The 17,595-nt window shown below is 66.7% G+C and carries 13 protein-coding genes; 7 read left to right on the forward strand and 6 right to left on the reverse strand.

The genetic code is table 11. From position 1 onward, the window contains the following. The first annotated feature begins 11 nt into the window (after positions 1–11). Positions 12–1,439 carry an alpha,alpha-trehalose-phosphate synthase (UDP-forming) gene (locus BJY26_RS01360; protein ID WP_179425015.1) on the forward strand — a complete coding sequence of 476 codons (1,428 nt, stop codon included), beginning with the start codon at positions 12–14 and terminating at the stop codon, positions 1,437–1,439. Then, positions 1,436–2,236: a trehalose-phosphatase gene (otsB, locus tag BJY26_RS01365; RefSeq protein WP_179425017.1), complete on the forward strand. Its 801-nt coding sequence runs from the start codon at positions 1,436–1,438 to the stop codon at positions 2,234–2,236. Before BJY26_RS01360 ends, otsB begins: the two co-directional genes overlap by 4 nt. Before the next feature lie 42 nt (positions 2,237–2,278). Here otsB and BJY26_RS01370 read toward each other — a convergent pair whose 3' ends face one another. Together BJY26_RS01370 and BJY26_RS01375 are read right to left on the reverse strand one after the other, a co-directional pair. Then, complete coding sequence (locus tag BJY26_RS01370; RefSeq protein WP_179425019.1) at positions 2,279–3,352, reverse strand: LacI family DNA-binding transcriptional regulator; 1,074 nt, start codon at positions 3,350–3,352, stop codon at positions 2,279–2,281. 60 nt (positions 3,353–3,412) lie between these two features. Then, positions 3,413–4,342: a LacI family DNA-binding transcriptional regulator gene (locus tag BJY26_RS01375; RefSeq protein WP_179425021.1), complete on the reverse strand. Its 930-nt coding sequence runs from the start codon at positions 4,340–4,342 to the stop codon at positions 3,413–3,415. Between the two features lie 175 nt (positions 4,343–4,517). Between BJY26_RS01375 and BJY26_RS01380 the strand changes: the two genes are divergently transcribed. The 5 genes from BJY26_RS01380 (at position 4,518) to BJY26_RS01400 (ending at position 10,412) form a co-directional block, all read left to right on the forward strand. Continuing rightward, positions 4,518–5,603: an ABC transporter ATP-binding protein gene (locus BJY26_RS01380; RefSeq protein ID WP_179425023.1), complete on the forward strand. Its 1,086-nt coding sequence runs from the start codon at positions 4,518–4,520 to the stop codon at positions 5,601–5,603. Positions 5,604–5,670: 67 nt separating this feature from the next. Then, positions 5,671–6,939: a DUF4032 domain-containing protein gene (locus BJY26_RS01385; RefSeq protein WP_237248847.1), complete on the forward strand. Its 1,269-nt coding sequence runs from the start codon at positions 5,671–5,673 to the stop codon at positions 6,937–6,939. A gap of 91 nt (positions 6,940–7,030) precedes the next feature. After that, positions 7,031–7,810 (forward strand): SDR family NAD(P)-dependent oxidoreductase, encoded by a 780-nt coding sequence (locus tag BJY26_RS01390; protein ID WP_237248846.1) that lies wholly within the window; start codon positions 7,031–7,033, stop codon positions 7,808–7,810. A gap of 53 nt (positions 7,811–7,863) precedes the next feature. After that, a complete protein-coding gene (locus BJY26_RS01395) occupies positions 7,864–9,207 on the forward strand; it encodes an MFS transporter (RefSeq protein WP_237248845.1) in 1,344 nt (447 codons plus the stop codon). Positions 9,208–9,422: 215 nt separating this feature from the next. Further along, positions 9,423–10,412 carry a hypothetical protein gene (locus tag BJY26_RS01400; protein ID WP_179425030.1) on the forward strand — a complete coding sequence of 330 codons (990 nt, stop codon included), beginning with the start codon at positions 9,423–9,425 and terminating at the stop codon, positions 10,410–10,412. 57 nt (positions 10,413–10,469) lie between these two features. Here BJY26_RS01400 and BJY26_RS01405 read toward each other — a convergent pair whose 3' ends face one another. Genes BJY26_RS01405 through aroA form a run of 4 tightly spaced genes read right to left on the reverse strand, consistent with a single transcriptional unit; the run spans position 10,470 to position 17,531 of the window. After that, a complete protein-coding gene (locus tag BJY26_RS01405; RefSeq protein ID WP_179425032.1) occupies positions 10,470–12,512 on the reverse strand; it encodes an oxidoreductase in 2,043 nt (680 codons plus the stop codon). Beyond that, a complete protein-coding gene (locus BJY26_RS01410; RefSeq protein ID WP_179425034.1) occupies positions 12,513–13,325 on the reverse strand; it encodes an SDR family oxidoreductase in 813 nt (270 codons plus the stop codon). It abuts the gene before it with no gap. A gap of 6 nt (positions 13,326–13,331) precedes the next feature. Beyond that, the gene (locus BJY26_RS01415; RefSeq protein WP_179425036.1) at positions 13,332–14,537 is read right to left on the reverse strand and encodes an acyl-CoA dehydrogenase family protein; all 1,206 of its coding nucleotides are present in this window, start codon (positions 14,535–14,537) and stop codon (positions 13,332–13,334) included. After that, positions 14,538–17,531 (reverse strand): 3-phosphoshikimate 1-carboxyvinyltransferase, encoded by a 2,994-nt coding sequence (aroA, locus tag BJY26_RS01420; RefSeq protein ID WP_179425037.1) that lies wholly within the window; start codon positions 17,529–17,531, stop codon positions 14,538–14,540. Positions 17,532–17,595 lie beyond the last annotated feature (64 nt).

Genomic DNA, 17,595 nt, shown 5'->3' on the forward strand with positions numbered 1-17,595 from the left:
GTCTTGACAACATGACTCAGCGAACAAAGCGATTCGATTTCGTCGTCGTCGCCAATAGGCTCCCGGTCGACAGGGTGACCGGCGAAGACGGCAAGCCCGGCTGGAAACGGTCACCCGGCGGGCTGGTCTCCGGACTGGAGCCGGTCATGCATACCCAGGACGGGGCGTGGATCGGCTGGGGCGGGTCGACTGACGAAAAGATCGCCCCCTTCGATTTGGACGAGATGCGCCTGGTCCCGGTCGAGCTCAGCGCGGCGGAGTTCGAACAGTATTACGAGGGTTTCGCCAATGCGTCGCTGTGGCCGCTCTACCACGATGTGATCGCGCCGCCCGAATTCCACCGCGCCTGGTGGGACGCGTACGTGCGAGTGAATCAGCGGTTTGCCAAGGCCGCCGCCGCGACGGCCGCCGACAAGGCGGTCGTGTGGGTGCACGATTACCAACTGCAGCTCGTGCCGGCCATGCTGCGCGACTTGCGGCCGGATGTGAAGATCGGGTTCTTCAACCACATCCCGTTCCCCCCGTACGAGATTTTTGCTCAGCTGCCGTGGCGTCGCCGCATCCTCGAGGGCCTGCTCGGTGCCGACCTGATCGGGTTCCAGCGGCCGTACGACACCGCGAACTTCTTGCGCGCCGTCCGCCGCAAGATCGGCACGACTGCTCGGCACGGCATGGTCAAGGTGCCGGGGACGGACGGCGGCGAGGGACGCATTGCCAAAGCCCAGTCGTTCCCCATCTCGATCGATTCGCAGTCGCTGGCCGAACTCGCGGCCGATCCCGACGTCCAGCGCCGTGCCGCCGAGATCCGCACCGAACTGGGCGATCCGCGCGTGCTGATGTTGGGCGTCGACCGGATGGACTACACCAAGGGCATCCGGCACCGGCTCAAGGCGTTCGGCGAGCTCATGGACGACGGCGACCTCACCGTCCCCGACGTCACGCTCGTGCAGATCGCCACGCCGAGCCGCGAGCGCCTCGAGTACTACAAGCAGATCCGCACCGACGTCGAACTGGCGGTCGGGCGGATCAACGGCGAGCACGGCGAGCTCGGCGCGGCCGCCGTGCACTATATGCATCATTCGTATCCGCGCCGGGAGATGGTCGCGTTCTACTTGGCCGCCGACGTGATGCTGGTGACGGCGCTGCGGGACGGGATGAATCTCGTCGCCAAGGAGTACGTGGCCACCCGGCTGGACAATACCGGCGCCCTCGTCTTGAGCGAGTTCACCGGAGCTGCCGACGAACTCCGCCAGGCGATCCTCGTCAACCCGCACGACATCATCGATTTGAAGCAGTCGATCTTGCGTGCCGTGAACATCGAGCCGCGCGAAGCCTCACGGAGGATGCGCTCGCTGCGTCGCCGCGTGTCCGAGGACGACGTCAAGCACTGGTCGCACCGATTCCTGTCGACGCTGGCGCATGTCCGGGAGCATCCGTGACGCCGGTCCCCCGGCAGTTGCACGACGCGCTGCCGCGGTTTGCGGCGCGTGACCGAATTCTGGTGGCGCTCGATTTCGACGGCACCTTGTCGCCGTTCGTCGACGATCCGCAGGCTGCCGCTCCCTTGCCGGGCAGCGTGCAGGCGCTGCGCGAGCTCGCAGCCATTCCCGGCGTGTTCATCGGGTATATTTCGGGCCGACCGGTCGCCGATCTCAGCCGACGCGTGCAGCCGCCGGACGGCGCCATGTTCGTCGGCAGCCACGGAGCCGAAATCGACCTGGGCGCCGGCAAGACGGCGTGGATTGCCTTGGACGACGCCGAAGCAGCCGAGCTGGCCGATTTGCGGGCCGATCTGGCGCGCGAGCTCGCGGAGGTTCCGGGCATCCGGTTGGAGGACAAGCCGGCAGGCGTGGTCGTGCACTTCCGCCAGGCGGCCGACGCGCACGGCGGGCTGGCCGTCGATGCGGCACGCCGCGTTCACGTCCGGCACCCGCGCGCGAAAATGACCGATGGGCATCAGGTTGTCGAGTTCGCGTTACGCCATGCATCGAAGGGCGACGGGATCGCCGTCCTGCGCGATCACGTCCGACCGGATGCGCTCTTGTTCGTCGGCGACGATACGACCGATGAGGACGGGTTCGCCGTGCTCGGTCCCGACGACGTGTCGGTGAAGGTCGGCGGCGGCGAGTCGCTTGCCCAATTCCGGGTCGGGACGCCGCAGGACGTCGAATCCCTTCTGTCCGACCTCCTCACCCTCCGCCGAGAGGTGGATAGGTGCTCGGTTACCGGCCGGTAGCCGGGCACCTATCCACCTCTCGCGGGCCGAGTGGGTGGGATGTCAGCGCCGGATCGGCCTGGACGTCGACGAACGGACAACGAGTTCGCCCTGGAACGTCAGATCGGGCGCAGCCATGGCGATCCGACCCGGCGGCTCCGGACGGGCCCGAACGGCCCGGAGAACCTCGCCGGCCGCGGCGTCAGCCATGGCCCCGGCCGGCACCCGCACCACCGTCAAGGGCGGATCGAGGCTTTCGCCGCCGGGCACGTCGCAATATCCGACCACCGAGAGCCGCTCCGGAACCCCGAGCCCGCGTCGACGGGCCGCTGCAAGCGCTCCCAAGGTCAACGCCGGCGATCCCGCGATGATTGCGGTGCTACCGGAATCGACAAGTTCCCCGGCCGTCTGAGTGCCCGATTCGACGGTGTCGGCAGCCACGACGACGGGCGCGTCGGCACGTGAGCCGACGATGTGCAAACGCGCGGCCATCGACCGGCGGAACCCTTGCGCCGCGCCGGACTTGTCGGCCTGTTCCGGAAGTGTCAACGCAATGCGGCGGTGCCCGATGGACACCAAATGCTTCACTCCGGCGTCCATGGCCGCGGCCTCGTCCACGCCCATGCGCGTCAGCGACCGCTGCCATTCCGGCACCGCGGGTTCTCCGGCGTGCCTGGATGCCCCGATGACCGCTACCGGAATGCCCTCGCCGGCCGCCCGCCGGTACGCGCGCACTGCCGCGTCTGCCGTCGACAGCTCCCGGCCGGTCATGATCACCAGTGCGGATGCCCCCGCCCGCAATAACGCGTCGATTGCCCGCGCTTCGGCGTCCGGGCCGTCATCGGCCGCGACCGGCAGCACCGCGGTGGCCAGGCCGTCCGCGGCAAAACGCGATATCAGCCGGGCGCGGACGTCGCCGGTCGCGTCGAGCAGCGCCGACGGGCGTTGCAGCGTGACGACGCCGACCGGCCGCAAGCGTTCCCGGTCGCTCGGACGCCGGTAGCCCAGCACGTCGACGGCGGCCCACACGGCGTTCCTGGCCTTGTCGCTGACGCCGGGGACGGCGCGCAACACGCGGCTGGCCGTTGCCGTGGACACTCCTGCCCGGGCGGCCACGTCCTTCAAGTGCAACGGCATGGCACGATCCTAAGCGCTCGTCGAGGAATCCTCAGTCGGTCGCCGCGCCGGACACCGCGGCTACCGGACACCGCGCGCCGGCCCGGTCGAGGAACGCACTATCAATTCGGCCGGCGCGGCTGCCGGCTGCACCGGCGAGCCCGGCTCGCCGCTCCCGGCTATTGCCGCCAGCACGGATCGCAGCACGGTATCCGCCACCGCCGCCGGGTCGATGCGGACCATTGTGGCGGCCGGACCCGTGAACGGCATCCGCGGATCGTCGCCGATGCCGAGCACCGACACGTCCCGCGGCACCGAGAGCTTCACGGCCCGGACGGCGTCCAGCGCCCCGAACAACTGCGCATCGGTGCTGCAGACGACGGCGGTGCAGGTGGAGTCCAGCAGCTCTCTCATGGCACGTCCGCCGGCCGACTCATCGTTTGCGGTCGGGACGATCCAACGGGCCAGGTCGGCGGGCTTGACGTGTCCGGCGCTCGGGTGGGAGGCCAGGAAGGCGTCCCGGCAGGCCGCGCCCAGCGCGCCGTCCTGCGTCACCAGCCCGACCCGGCGATGTCCCAGCGCCGCCAGATGCCTCAGCGCGTCGCCGAGTCCCGAGGCGATTTCGACGGCGTCACCGAGGTGCGCCACCGGCCCCGCATATCCGTCCGGGAGCTCCGGAGCGTCGAATCCCAACCACGCGGCACACGCCGTCCCCGCCGCACTCCCGCTGACCGCCACGTGCCCGGCCGCCGCGACGGCGTGCGTGAGCGCGGCCGCCGTCTCCACCTGCCACCCCGCGGCCGCGGGCGGCAACAGGACGGCGATGAGCCGGCTGGGGCTCTCCGGCAGCAGCGTCGAACGCGAATATCCCAGCCGTTCGACGGCGTCTCGAACCTTGGCCGCCGTCGCATCGGCCACGCGTCCGCGCCCGCCGAGCACCCGCGAGACGGTCGCCACGCTCACGCCGGCGGCCCGGGCCAGGTCCGGCAGACGGATGTCGCGGTTGTCCATGAGGCGACTCTATCGACCCGGGTATCCGGCGCCTCGGACGTGCGGTCCGGCAAAGCTGAGAAGCGGTCCCGGAATCGTCATGTATTATCAAGTCACTCAAAGAAGAGTCTTTGAGGATTCACCCATCACAACGGATCGTCTGGCACGTACCTGCCAGTGAAGGGACAGATCGCTCATGGCAACTGTCACATATGACAACACCACCCGTGTCTACCCGGGCACCGACCGCGCAGCAGTCGACGGACTCAACCTCGACATCGCGGACGGCGAATTCCTCGTCCTGGTCGGGCCGTCCGGCTGCGGCAAGACCACGTCGCTGCGCATGCTGGCCGGCCTCGAAGACGTCAACTCCGGCCGCATCCTGATCGGCGACCGCGACGTGACCGATGTGCCGCCGAAGGACCGCGACATCGCGATGGTCTTCCAGAACTACGCCCTGTACCCGCATATGTCGGTGGCCGACAATATGGGGTTCGCACTCAAGATCGCCGGCGTGAACAAGGACAAGCGGATGGAACGCGTCCGCGACGCGGCCAAGCTGCTCGACCTCGAAGACTACCTGGACCGCAAGCCGAAAGCGCTCTCCGGCGGCCAGCGTCAGCGTGTGGCAATGGGCCGCGCCATCGTGCGCGAACCGCAGGTGTTCTTGATGGACGAACCGCTGTCGAACCTGGATGCCAAACTCCGCGTGCAAACCCGCACCCAGATCGCCTCGCTGCAGCGCCGCTTGGGCGTCACGACCGTGTACGTGACGCACGACCAGATCGAGGCCATGACGATGGGTGACCGCGTCGTCGTCCTCAAGGACGGCGTCCTACAGCAGGTCGACACCCCGCGCCGCATGTACGACCACCCGAACAATGTCTTCGTCGCCGGATTCATCGGCTCACCGGCCATGAACTTGATCACGCTGCCGGCCACCGACGGCGGCGTGAGCTTCGGCGACACCGTCTACCCGGTTCCGCGCGATGTGCTCGGCGCGGCATCGACGTCCGAAGTCACCCTCGGCGTGCGTCCCGAGGATCTCGGCCCGTCGACGGACGGATCGGGCATCGACGTCATCGTTGACGTGGTGGAAGAGCTCGGTGCGGACGCGTACATTTACGGACGGCGCGTGGGCGGCAGTGAGACCGACGCGCCGCTGATTGCGCGCGTGGACGGCCGCACTCCCCCGGACAAGGGCGAAACCGTCGGTTTCTTGCCAAAGCAGGGGCACGTGCACTTGTTCGACGGCGCAACCGGGGAACGCCTGGGCGACTAGTCGTCACGGCCCCGCGGACGTCCCGGCACACGGGCCGTCCGCGGGGCTTTTCTCGCGAAGGATGCCAATGCCCATCAGCGGCTCGCTCAACATCACGGCCGTCAATCCCGATCCGGCGCTGCTCATGCTGCCGTGGCGGACGCCGCTCGAGGAATGGCCCGAATCGGCGCTGGTCGGGCTTCCCCGCGGAATTTCCCGGCACATCGTCCGATTCGCGTCGCTTTCGCACTCAGTCATTGCCGTCAAGGAAACCCGCGAACACTTCGCCCGGCGCGAATACCAGCTGCTCCGACTGCTCGGCCGGCTCGATGTGCCGTGCGTGTCCCCTGTCGCCGTCATCACGGGCCGCGCCGATGCACAAGGCAACGAGCTCGAGTGCGCCCTTGTCACTGAGCATTTGAAATTCTCACTTCCCTACCGCGCCCTTTTCTCGCAAATGCTCCGCGAGGATACCGCCACGCGTTTGATCGATGCGCTGGCCGTCCTACTGGTACGGCTGCATCTTGTTGGCTTCTTCTGGGGCGACGTTTCCTTGTCGAATACGCTGTTCCGCCGGGATGCCGGAGCATTTGCCGCTTACTTGGTCGACGCCGAGACCGGGGAGCTGTACGACACGCTCAGCGATGGCCAACGCGAACACGACCTCGAAATCGCCCGGGTGAACATTGCCGGCGAACTCTTCGACCTGCAGGCCGGCGAGCTGGTGAGTGAAGATTTCGATCCGCTGCCGATCAGCGAGCAGATCCTCACCCGTTACCGGTCGCTGTGGGCCGAGTTGACCGAGGCCGAGTCATTTGCGCTCGAAGACCGCTGGCGGGTGGATGCGCGCGTGCGGCGGCTCAACGACTTGGGTTTCGACGTCGGCGAATTCGCGATCACTACGGATTTCGACGGCACGACCGTTCAGATCCAGCCCAAGGTCGTGGACGCCGGCCATCACCAGCGCCGGCTGCTGCGCCTGACCGGACTCGATGCCGGGGAGAACCAGGCGCGCCGGCTCTTGAACGACTTGGATTCGTTCGGGGCCGAGACCGATCAGCAAGCGGCCGATGAGGAGATCGTCGCGCATCAATGGCTTACCCGAGTCTTCGAGCCGACTATTCGGTCGGTGCCGCGCGAACTGACCGGAAAACTCGAACCGGCCGAACTTTTCCATGAAGTGCTCGAGCATCGGTGGTTCATGGCACAGGCCGCCGAACACGAGATCGGCATGAAGCAGGCAGTCGAGTCGTACATCGACAACGTGCTGCGCCACCGGCGCGATGAAGCGTCAATCATCGGCTTGGAGACGTCGTCCATTCCGATTCTTGCCCGCCATCCGGAAGAAGATTGGTAATCGTCTTCCATATAGTGATCGGTGGTTCCACCCGGTCAACGCTGCAGTTATTGTCGAGACAAACGATTACTTGCAGAAAGGTCCGCCCCACGTGAACATCAAGGATTTGTACGACCTGTCCGGCCGTAAGGCGGTAGTCGTCGGCGCCGGAAGCGGACTGGGGGCAGCTGCCGCAAGCGGACTCGCCGATTTCGGCGCCTTCGTCGTCGCCGCCGATCTCAACTCGGACGGCGCCGAAGAGACCGTGCGCCGGATCACCGAATCCGGCGGCAAAGCCGTCGCGGCATCACTGGACGTGACCGACACGGCCGCCGTCGACGCGTGCGCGGCCGAACACGCGGACGCCGAGATCCTGGTGGTCACGCCCGGATACAACGCTCGCCGGCGACTGCTCGACACCTCCGACGACGATTTCGACACAGTCATCGACGTCAACCTCAAGGGCACGTACCGGCTGATGCGCGCATTCGGCGGTTTCATGGCCGAGCGCGGCAAGGGCTCGATCATCACGTTCGCGAGTTTCCGTGCCGTTGTTGTGGAACCGGGCCAGGGGCTGTACGCGGCGGCCAAAGCCGGCGTCGTCCAGCTCACCAAAACCATGGCGACCGAGCTCGGCTCCAAGGGCGTGCGCGTCAATGCCATCCTGCCGGGCGCGTTTGAAACGCCGCTGACCACGCAAATCAAATCCGATCCCGAGTGGTGGGGCGCCTACGAGCAAAAGAGCGCGTTGAAGCGCTGGGCACAGCCGCACGAGATCGCCGGCGCCATCGTCTTCCTGGCCGGCGACGCGGCGTCCTTCGTCACCGGATCGCAGCAGCTCGTGGACGGCGGCTGGCTCGCAGCCGACGGGCGCTTCGAACCGACTCTCTAGTTCGGCCCGGCAATTCGGCCACCAGCAAATCGACTCAATGAGGAGAAGCCACCGTGTCAGCATCAAATCCGGCCCCCGCCGATAGCGCAATGCGCAAGAAGGTCATGCGCAAGGTCGCGTGGCGGCTCTCGCCATTCCTGGGTCTGTTGTATTTCATCAATTATCTGGACAGGTCGAATATCGGGTTCGCGGCTCCGCACGGCATGAACGAGGCGCTCGGGCTGACCAGCGCGGCGTTCGGATTGGCGTCCGGTCTGTTCTTCATCGGCTACCTGATCCTCGAGGTGCCGTCGAACTTGGCCTTGCACAAGTTCGGCGCCCGCCGCTGGATTGCGCGCATCATGGTGTCCTGGGGCATTGTGGCGTCGATCATCGCGTTCGTGCCCAATGCCGGCACGTTGTACGTCCTGCGGTTCCTGCTGGGCATTGCCGAAGCGGGATTCTTCCCGGGCATCATCTTATTTTTGACGTTCTGGTTCCCGCGGCGTGAGCGGGCCAAGGCCGTCGCGCTGTTCATGCTGGCAGTGCCGCTGTCATCGGTGATCGGCTCCCCATTGTCCGGCTGGCTCATCTCCGTGGGTCACCAAATCCTGTTCGGCCTCGACGGCTGGCGGTTCATGTTCCTAGTCGAGGGCGTACCGGCCATCATCGTCGGGGTCATCTGCTGGTGGTTCCTGACCGATAAGCCGCAGGATGCCAAATGGCTCGCCGACGACGAGCGGGCCTGGCTGCAAAAGGAAATGGACACCGAGGCGGCGGAGACCGGCCAGCGGTACCACTATCCGTTGAAGAAGGCGCTCACCCAGCCGCGCATCCTGCTCTTGGCGTTCGTCTACTTCGGCATCGTGTACGGCCTCTACGCGGTGGGGTTCTTCCTGCCGACGATCATCGCCGGCTTCCAAGAAACGTTCAATACGCATTACTCGGTGTTCCAGCAGGGCCTGATCGTGGCCATCCCCTACGTGTTCGGCTGCTTTGCCATGTACTTCTGGGCCAAGCACGGCGACAAGACCGGCGAGCGGGTGTGGCACGTGGCGATACCGTCGATCGTGGGAGGCATCGCCATTCCCATCGCGTTGTATTTGCACTCGCCGTTCACCACCATGATTGCCGTGACCATCTGCGCAATGGGGATCTGCGCCGCGCTTCCGGCGTTTTGGCCGTTGCCGACCACGTTCCTCACGGGCGCTGCCGCAGCCGGCGGCATTGCGCTGATCAACTCGCTGGGCAACCTGGCCGGATTCTTCGGCCCGTACATCACCGGGTGGCTGACCGACGCGACGGGCAGCGAAAAGGCCGGGTTGTGGGTGGTGGGTGCCGTCATGGTGGCCGCCGGCCTGGTGGCAGTGGCTCTGCGCGCGGCTCCCAAGCCGGACGATGCCTCGGTGGGTTCCTGACCGGCCCTTCCTTTTCACCTGCCACAGCCTCTTTCCCTGCCCGTTACCCTCCGCCGAGAGTGGAGTAGTTGTCGGTTTTCGGGTCCGGCAACCGACAACAACTCCACTCTCGGCGAGGCGGGCAGGTTTCGTCCACAGGCGGTACGCGGATTTCCGTTTTCCACAGATTCCCAAAACGCGCTACGCCGTCGCCGCGGACCGGTTTACGTGGACGTATGGACACGAATCATCCGACGGTTTTCACGGTCCGCGAAGCACTCGAACACGGGCTAACCCGCGGCAACCTTCGAGCAAATTCTCTGATCGCGCCGAGCCGAGGCATCCGCATCGACGCCGAGCGGTGCGGGGAACTCTGGATGCGGTGTACTGCCGCATTGTTGGCGCGGCCCGGCGCGGTCATCAGTCACCACACCGCTGCGGAATTATTCGGCCTTCCCGGGCCGCGCGCAACGACCGTGCACGTGACGGAAACGAACTTGCACGGCCGGTGGAAAGATCACGGCGTCCGAAACGGCGTGACATCGCATCGCAATGTCATTGCGGCGGCGGACATCATGATGGTCGGCACCCGGGTGATCGATCCGACGTCGTTCCTCACCGGGCGCCGGGCGGTGGACCAGCTCGACGCCGCGGCCGCTGGGGCAAACGGTTCTCCGGGCGGTCCGGTTCTCCCCGTCACGACGCCGGTGCGCACGCTTATCGATCTGGCCGCCGCCGGCTGGTCGCGCAGCAGCCTTGTCGTGGCCGGAGATGCCTTGGTCAGCGATCGGTTCGCCCTGGCCACGCCCGAGGATATCGGCCGTGCCGTGCGCCGCCTGCACGGCGTCCGCGGCGTCCGCACTTTGCGTGAGGCGAGCCGGCTCATCCGCACCGGGACGGACTCCGCCATGGAAAGTGTCACTCGGCTGATGTTCATCGACGGCGGCCTGCCCGAACCCGAAATCAACGTTCCGCTCTACGATCCGGTCTCCGGCGAGTGGCTGGCCCGGCCCGATCTGAGTTATCGGCGGTGGAAGCTCGCTTTCGAGTATGACGGTGAGCATCACCGCACCGATAAGGATCAGTGGCAGCGCGATGTCCGCCGGAGGGACCGTTATACGGAAGTCGGGTGGCAGTTGAAAGTGCTGACGAAGCGTAGCGTGAAAGACGAACCGGAGGTGACCATCGCCACTATCCGCCGCCTCATCGCGTCGAGAGTGGAGTAGTTGTCGGTTTTCGGGCCCAAAAACCGACAACTACTCCACTCTCGACGACGGGGGAGGTCAGGCGAGGGCGGTGGCGGCCTGCAGCGCGTCGTCGAAAGCGCGGACGGCGTTCAATCCGGACGCGTCGCGGGCGCCTCCGATCACGGTGTGCGGGATTCCGCCGCCAGCGAGCTCGGCGGCCAGCGTCGTGCTCGGCTCCTGTCCGGCAGCGATCACCACCGTGTCGGCAGGGATCAACCGTTCGCTGCCGTCGTCGACACCGGTACCGGATTCGGCGATCCACACGCCGTCGTCGGTGATCCTCCGATAGGCCACGTCCGTGAGGGTTTGTACGCCGGCGCTGCGAATGGAGGCCACGACAGCCCACCGCGTGGAGGGGCCGATACCGGCGCCGATCCGTCCCGACCGTCGCATGATCGTCACTTGGCGAGCGCTCGGCGCGCGACCGCCGCTTTCCGTCAGTCCGTGCGAGCGGGCAAAGCGTTCGCGGGCGGCCTCGTCATCGATGCCTGCGGCGTCCGGGCAGGCAAGCAGCTCGGACAGGTCGACGGCGATACCTCCGGCGCCGATCACCGCCACGCGTCGCCCGACAGTGTCCAGCGCATCGAACGCCTGGTGGTAATTGAGCACATGCGGCAAGTCCGCGCCGGGCAGGTCGACGGCGCGGGGCTCGACGCCTGTCGCGACGACGACGTGTTCGTAACCGGCCAAGTCGGCGGCCGTCACGCGCCTGCCCAGTCGGATTGCAACGCCGAGCCTCGGTAGTTCGTTCTCGAAATAGCGGATGGTCTCGCCGAAGTCTTCCTTGCCCGGCACGCGGCACGCCAGGCGGAACTGGCCGCCGATTCGCGACTCGGCATCGAAGAGGTCGACGGCGTGACCGGCCTGGGCCAACGTCAGCGCGGCCTGCATGCCTGCCGGTCCGGCGCCCACGACCGCGAATCGACGTGTTGATGCCCGGACCGTCGACGACGCGGCCGGCGGATCGGGAAGGGGAAAGCGCAGCTCCCGGCCGGCGCGCGGATTGACAAGGCAGGACACGGCGGCGTCGCCGATCGACCTGTCGATGCAGGCCTCGTTGCATCCAATGCACGTGTTGACGAAATCGGGTCGTCCGGCCTTCGCCACTATCGCCGGATCGGCAAGGAACGGTCTGGCCATCGAGACCAGATCCACGCGGCCGGCGGCCAGCACCTCCTCGGCCTGCGTCATCGAATTGATCCGGTTCGACCCGATCACCGGCACGTCGAAGCCCGCCGCGCGCACGGCGCCGCGCAGACGGGCGGCCACCTCGATCCACATGCCGTGCGGCACCAGACCCTGCACGGTGGGTGTCCGGGATTCGTGCCAGCCGATGCCCACGTTGACGGCGTCCGCGCCGGCGCGCACCAGTTCGACGGCGAGCGCATCGTGTTCGTCCGCTGTCGACGATCCCTTCATCAGGTCGGCGCCGGACGTGCGCGCGATGACCGGCACGTCGACGGCCCGCCGCACGGCCCGCACCACTTCGCTGGGGAACCTGGCGCGCCGCCCGGCATCCCCGCCCCACTCGTCGTCGCGCAGATTCGTCACCGGCGAAGCGAACTGGTTGAGCAGGTAGCCTTCGGACGCCATGATCTCGACGGCGTCGAAGCCGGCTTCGACGGCGAACCGGGCGCCGGCCGCGAAGTCGTCGATGGTCTGCCGGATCTGCTCGTCCGACATGGCCTCCGGCTCACACCGGGAAAAACCGCTGTAGACCGCGGACGGCGCCACCGGGGTCATGCCGAATGCGCTTTCAAAAGCGTACCGGCCGGCATGGAACAGTTGCAGCGCGATAGTGCCGCCGGCGGCGTGCACGTCGCGCGCGACCCGCCGAAGACGCCGGACGTCGTCCGGTTCGGTCAGGATCGCATAGCCCCGCCCGCCCGCACCGACACGGTTGACGGCGATGCCGCCCGTCACGATGAGATCGGCGCCGCCGCGAACACGCTCGACGTAGAACGCGGCGAGATCGCTGCCGTCGCCGACCGTCTCGAGATTCATGTGCATCGACCCCATCAGGATGCGATGCTTCAATTCGAGTGCGCCGATCCGGGCCGGCTCCGACCAGCGCGGCATCTAGCGAGTCGGGCGCGGCGGAAGGCTCAGCGGATCGGTCGTGTCGTGCCAGAACGGCGGCGCAACGACCGACAGCCCGCCGTCGACGACGAGAGTTTGCCCGGTGATGTATTCGGACTGGTCGGACAGCAGGAACTTGATTGCCCCGGCCATATCGTCGACGGTGCCCGGCTTGCCCTTGGGGATCTTTTGCAGCACTGTCTCGATCGGAGCCTGCCCCGGAACCTTGTCGTAGAAGTATTCGAGCGAATCCGAGTCGATAAGACCGCCGTTGACGCCGTTGACGTTGATGCCGTATCCGGCGAACTCGACGGCCATATAGCGGATGAAGCTCTCGACCGCGGCCTTGTAGGAGCCGAGCGCCGCGTACGTCGGGTACGCGCGGACGCTGCCGTAACTGGTGACGGCGACGATCCGGCCGCCGTCGTCCATCAGCTTCACGGCTTCTTGCGCGCCGAGAACGAACGGGCGAACGTTCATGGCGTACGACCTGTCGAGGTGGTGGGACTTCAGGTCGACGATCTTTTTGAAGGCGGACGCCGCGGCATTGTTCACGAAGTAGTCGACGCGCCCGTACTTCTCGGCGGCCACGTCGAAGATGCGCGGGATGTCCTCGGGATTCTCGACGTCGGCCTGCACCGTGACGCCGTCGCCGCCGAGTTCGCGCAGCCGGGCGACGACTTTCTCGGCCAACTCGGCGTTCTTCTTGTAGTTGACGACTACCGAGGCACCCTCGGCCGCGAGCATTTCGGCGAGCCGGGCGCCGATTCCCCTGGAGGCGCCCGTGATGACTGCGACTTTAGAGTTCGTCACTGATTTCTAACCTTCCGCTGACTGTGCACGGGCGGCGCGGGCGAATACGTCCCGCGCGACGACCGTCTTTTGGATCTCGTTGGTGCCTTCTTCGAACCGCTGGGCCCTTGCGTCACGGTACACGCGTTCGATCTTTTGCGTTTGCCAGTATCCGAGCCCGCCGTGTATTTGCAGGGCCTTATCGGTCACGCGGGTGAGCATGTCGACCGCCGTCATCTTGGCGATCGACGACATGGCCGTATCGCGCTCACCGCCGTCCTGCCAGCGCGAGGCCGCCTCGAGGACGACTGCCCGCGCGGCCTGAATGTCGGCCTCGTTCTCGGCGATCATGAACGAGATCGCCTGCCGGGCGGCAAGCGGCTTACCGAACGTGACGCGCTTCAACGCGTACCCGACAGCGAGCTCTTGGGCGCGCTCGGCCAGGCCGACGCAGCTCATGGCCACCGAAATGCGGCTCGGCGTCAGGAAGCCGCCGAGTGCGACGTCCAACCCCTCGCCTTCCTGTCCGAGACGCGCCGCGGCCGGAACCGGGGTGTCGGTGAAGTACAGCTCGGCATGGTCGGTTCCGTGCACGCCCATGGTCTTGGAGGTGTCGACGACCTCGACTCCCGGAGCATTCCGGTCGACGAGCAACGCAACGGTGCCGTCCTTGCCGGTCGATCCTTCGAGCCGGGCGAACAACAGCCAATAGTCGCAGCGCACGCCGAAGGTGATCAGATGCTTCGCGCCCGTCAGGTAGTAGGTATCGCCGTCGCGGCGGACCGTCGACGTGATGTCGGCGCCGGTACCGTTGCCCGGCTCGGTCAAGGTGAACGCCACCTTGATGTCGCCGGCGATACTGGGCCGCACAAACTTTTCGCGCTGGACGTCGTCGGCGTACGGGTTCATGGCCCGCCACGTGCCGTTGACGACGTGCACGATCATCCTGATCGACGCGTGCGAGCGGGAAAAGACTTCCATGAGCCGCATCCATTGCACGAAAGTCAGGCCTCGGCCGCCGAGCTCGGCCGGGGCGGCCAGCGACAGGTAGCCGCGGGTCTTCAGCTCGGTCCACAACTCTTCGGGCACGTACCCGTCACCGGCTTCAATGGTCTCGGCCCATTCCTCGCCGGGCCCGACCGTCCAGTCCGTGACCTCGGCCAGCAAGGCATCGAAAGCGTCGTCGGCAAGCCCCGCCGCTCCGCGTCCGGCGGCGGCTTCCTGGGTGGTCACTCAGTTACTCCTGTCGTCGATGCGCTGCGAGGCGAGGCTGCCGGCCTGCTCGCGCAGCACGTACTTTTGGATCTTACCCACTGCATTGCGCGGAATCTCATCGGTCACTTCGAGCCGTTCGGGCCAGTAGTGTTTCGACACCTCGTTCTCGTCGAGGTACTGCTGCATCTTTTCGAAGGTCAAGGCGCCGCCGGCGGCCGGGACCACGAACACGCATCCGCGTTCGCCGAGCCGTTCGTCCGGCATGGCCACCAGCGCGACGTCCTCGACGTCCGGATGCCGGTACAGCAATTCTTCGATCTCGGCGACCGGGATCTTCTCGCCGCCGCGATTGATGACGTCGCGCACCCGCCCGGTGATCCGCAGGAAGCCGGCGTCATCGATGGTGGCAAGGTCGCCGGTTCGGTACCAGCCGTCGTCCGTGAACGCTTCGGCGGTCAGGTCGTCCCGGCCCAGATACCCGGAGAACATGGTGTCGCTCTTGAGCTCGAAGTTGCCCTCGGTGCCGTCCGGCAGCAGTTTGCCGGCGTCGTCCACGATCCTCAAGTTCACGCCCTGCAGCGCCCGGCCGTCGGTGCCCCACACCTTGACCGGTTCGTCGGTGGGAGCGGCAAGCGCGCCCAAGCACGTCTCGGTGGTGCCGAAGGCGCCGCACACCGTCGTGCCCAGCACGCGGGTGGCGCGTTCGGCAAGGGCACGCGGGACCGCGGCGCCGGTGGCCACGAAGATTCGCAGGCTCGAAGCGGGTGCGGCGCCGTTCTCGACCGCCTTGACCAAGTCGGTAAGGAACGGCGTGGCGGCCTGCACAAACGTGCCCTTCCAGCCGCGCAGGACTTGAAGCGCGCGCTCGGGGTCCCATTCGGCCTGCAACAGTTGCGGCGCTCCGAGCACGAACGCCAGCCACATTCCGTAGAGGAACCCGGTCTGATGGGCGAGCGGCGACGGGATGTAGACGGCCTCGTTCCGGCGCAGCCCCAGGTGGCGGATCTCCATGGCGGCGGCCCGGCTCAAGGTCGTATGGCGCTGAATGACGCCCTTCGGCTCGCCGGACGTTCCGGACGTGAACAGCAACTGCGCCGCTGCCTCGGCGTCCGGGGCGCGCGCATCGATGGCGGCCCTGTCGACGTCGACGCGGTCGAGTGCGGCGTCCCAGTCGTGCCAGCGGACGCCGGCCGTTTCCGGCAGGGCTTCCGGCTGATCGGCGCGGATGACAAGAACGTCCGTCAGGTCAAGGTCACCGCCCTCGAGGACAGCTGCCGCTTCGTCGGCGTGCCGACGTCCGCGGAATTCCTCGGGCACGATGAACACGCGTGCCTCGGAGCGGCGCAGGGCGAACGCGACTTCGCGCTGGCGGAAGATCGGCATGACCGGGCAGACCACTGCGCCAATGCGCATGGCCGCCACGGCAATGACGACGAATTCGGACCAGTTCGGCAGTTGGACGGCGACCCGGTCGCCCGGTCCGACGTCGAGGCTCAGCAGCAGGGCGGCCGCGCGATCGACGCGTTCGTCGAGATCGTGCCACGTCAGATAGGTCGTTGCGGTCTTCCGGGCATCGACGACGGCCGTTTCGCCCGGGCGCTCGCCCGCCCACCGGCGTACCCACTGTTCGCCGGTGACTGCGGCAGCGCGTTCGATGGCGTCTTGATCCACTTGCAGCGCCCTTCGCGATTTGGCGGTAGTCTTCGGTGCCTTCCCGTTTTCCACTCGCATGTCGAGCCCGAAGAGGTTCATCGAGTCGAGGAACCGGGGGTAGGAAATACGGTACGCGTTCGGGTAGGTCAGCGTGCTGCGCCCCTCGGCCGCGGACGCCGCCACGGCCAGCGACATGAGCACGCGGTGGTCGTTGAACGAGGACAGGTCGGCGGCCGCCAGCGAGTCGACGCCGCGCACCTTGAGGCTGCTGCCGTCGAAGTCGAGGTCGCCGCCCATGCCGTTGAGCTGCAGCATCGACGTGACCCTGTCGGATTCCTTCAATCGGACGTGTTCGACGTTCGTGAAGACGGTCTCGCCGTCGGCAAAGCTGGCCAGTGTGGACAGAATCGGCAGCATGTCGGGGATGTCTCGGCAGTTGACCGTGACGGGGTTCAGCCGGATTCCGTCATGGACGACGCGCACGCCGCGTGCCTTTTCGTCGAATTCCATCGGCAGGCCCATGCTGGACACGATGTCGAGGAAATCGGCCTCGGGGTGGTCGGAATCCACGGCTTTGGTCTGCAGCAGGCCCCGCAAGAGCACGTCGGACGGGTGGATGGCGGCCGCGGCCAGTCCGAACGCGACGGAACCGATGTCCGGGGGCATCACGACGTCCGCCGGATGCGCCTGCTGGTTCGGTTCGATCTCGTACCGGTACCCGTCCGCCGATGCGCTCACGTGCAGCCCGAACTGGCGCATCATCTTGACGGTCAGGTCGATGTACGTGCGTTCATTGAGCGTGCCGTCGACAACTATCGTCGTGCGGTTCTTGGCAAACGGCGCCAGCAGGATGAGCCCGGAGATCCACTGCGACAAGGTGCCGTCGATATGTACCTCTCCCCCGACGGGGCGCCGGGCCTTGACGGCGATGGGCGGGCAGTCGGTCGGGGACTGTGCATCGACGCCCATTTGACGAAGCGCGTCGAGCAGCGGGCCGATCGGCCGGCGTTGGAAGTATTTCTGGCCGGTGACGACGACGTCCCGGTCGGACAAGCACGCCAGGCCGACCATGAAGTACAAGGTCGTGCCGGAGCTTCCGGCCGAGATGGTGCCGCGACGCGGACGGTACTGGCCGCCGTGCACGACGAAGGTGTTGCCGTCGATGTCGATCTTGATGCCGAGCCCGCGCAGCAGATCGACTGTGTATTGCACGTGGCGGGCATCCGTGAGGCCCGTGATGCGGCTGACTCCGGGCGCCAGGGACGCGAGGATCAGCGCGCGGTGCGCGTGATATTTCGAGTTGGGCACTTCGACGTCGCCGCGGATGCGACCCGGAGTGCCGAGTACTGACAGATACATGAAGCGCCTTAGAGATTCGTAGTCGGGAAACGTGAAGAATCGTGCGTCGATCGACGGGCGAGGG

The sequence above is a fragment of the Spelaeicoccus albus genome, from assembly GCF_013409065.1.
Classification (GTDB): Bacteria; Actinomycetota; Actinomycetes; order Actinomycetales; family Brevibacteriaceae; genus Spelaeicoccus; species Spelaeicoccus albus.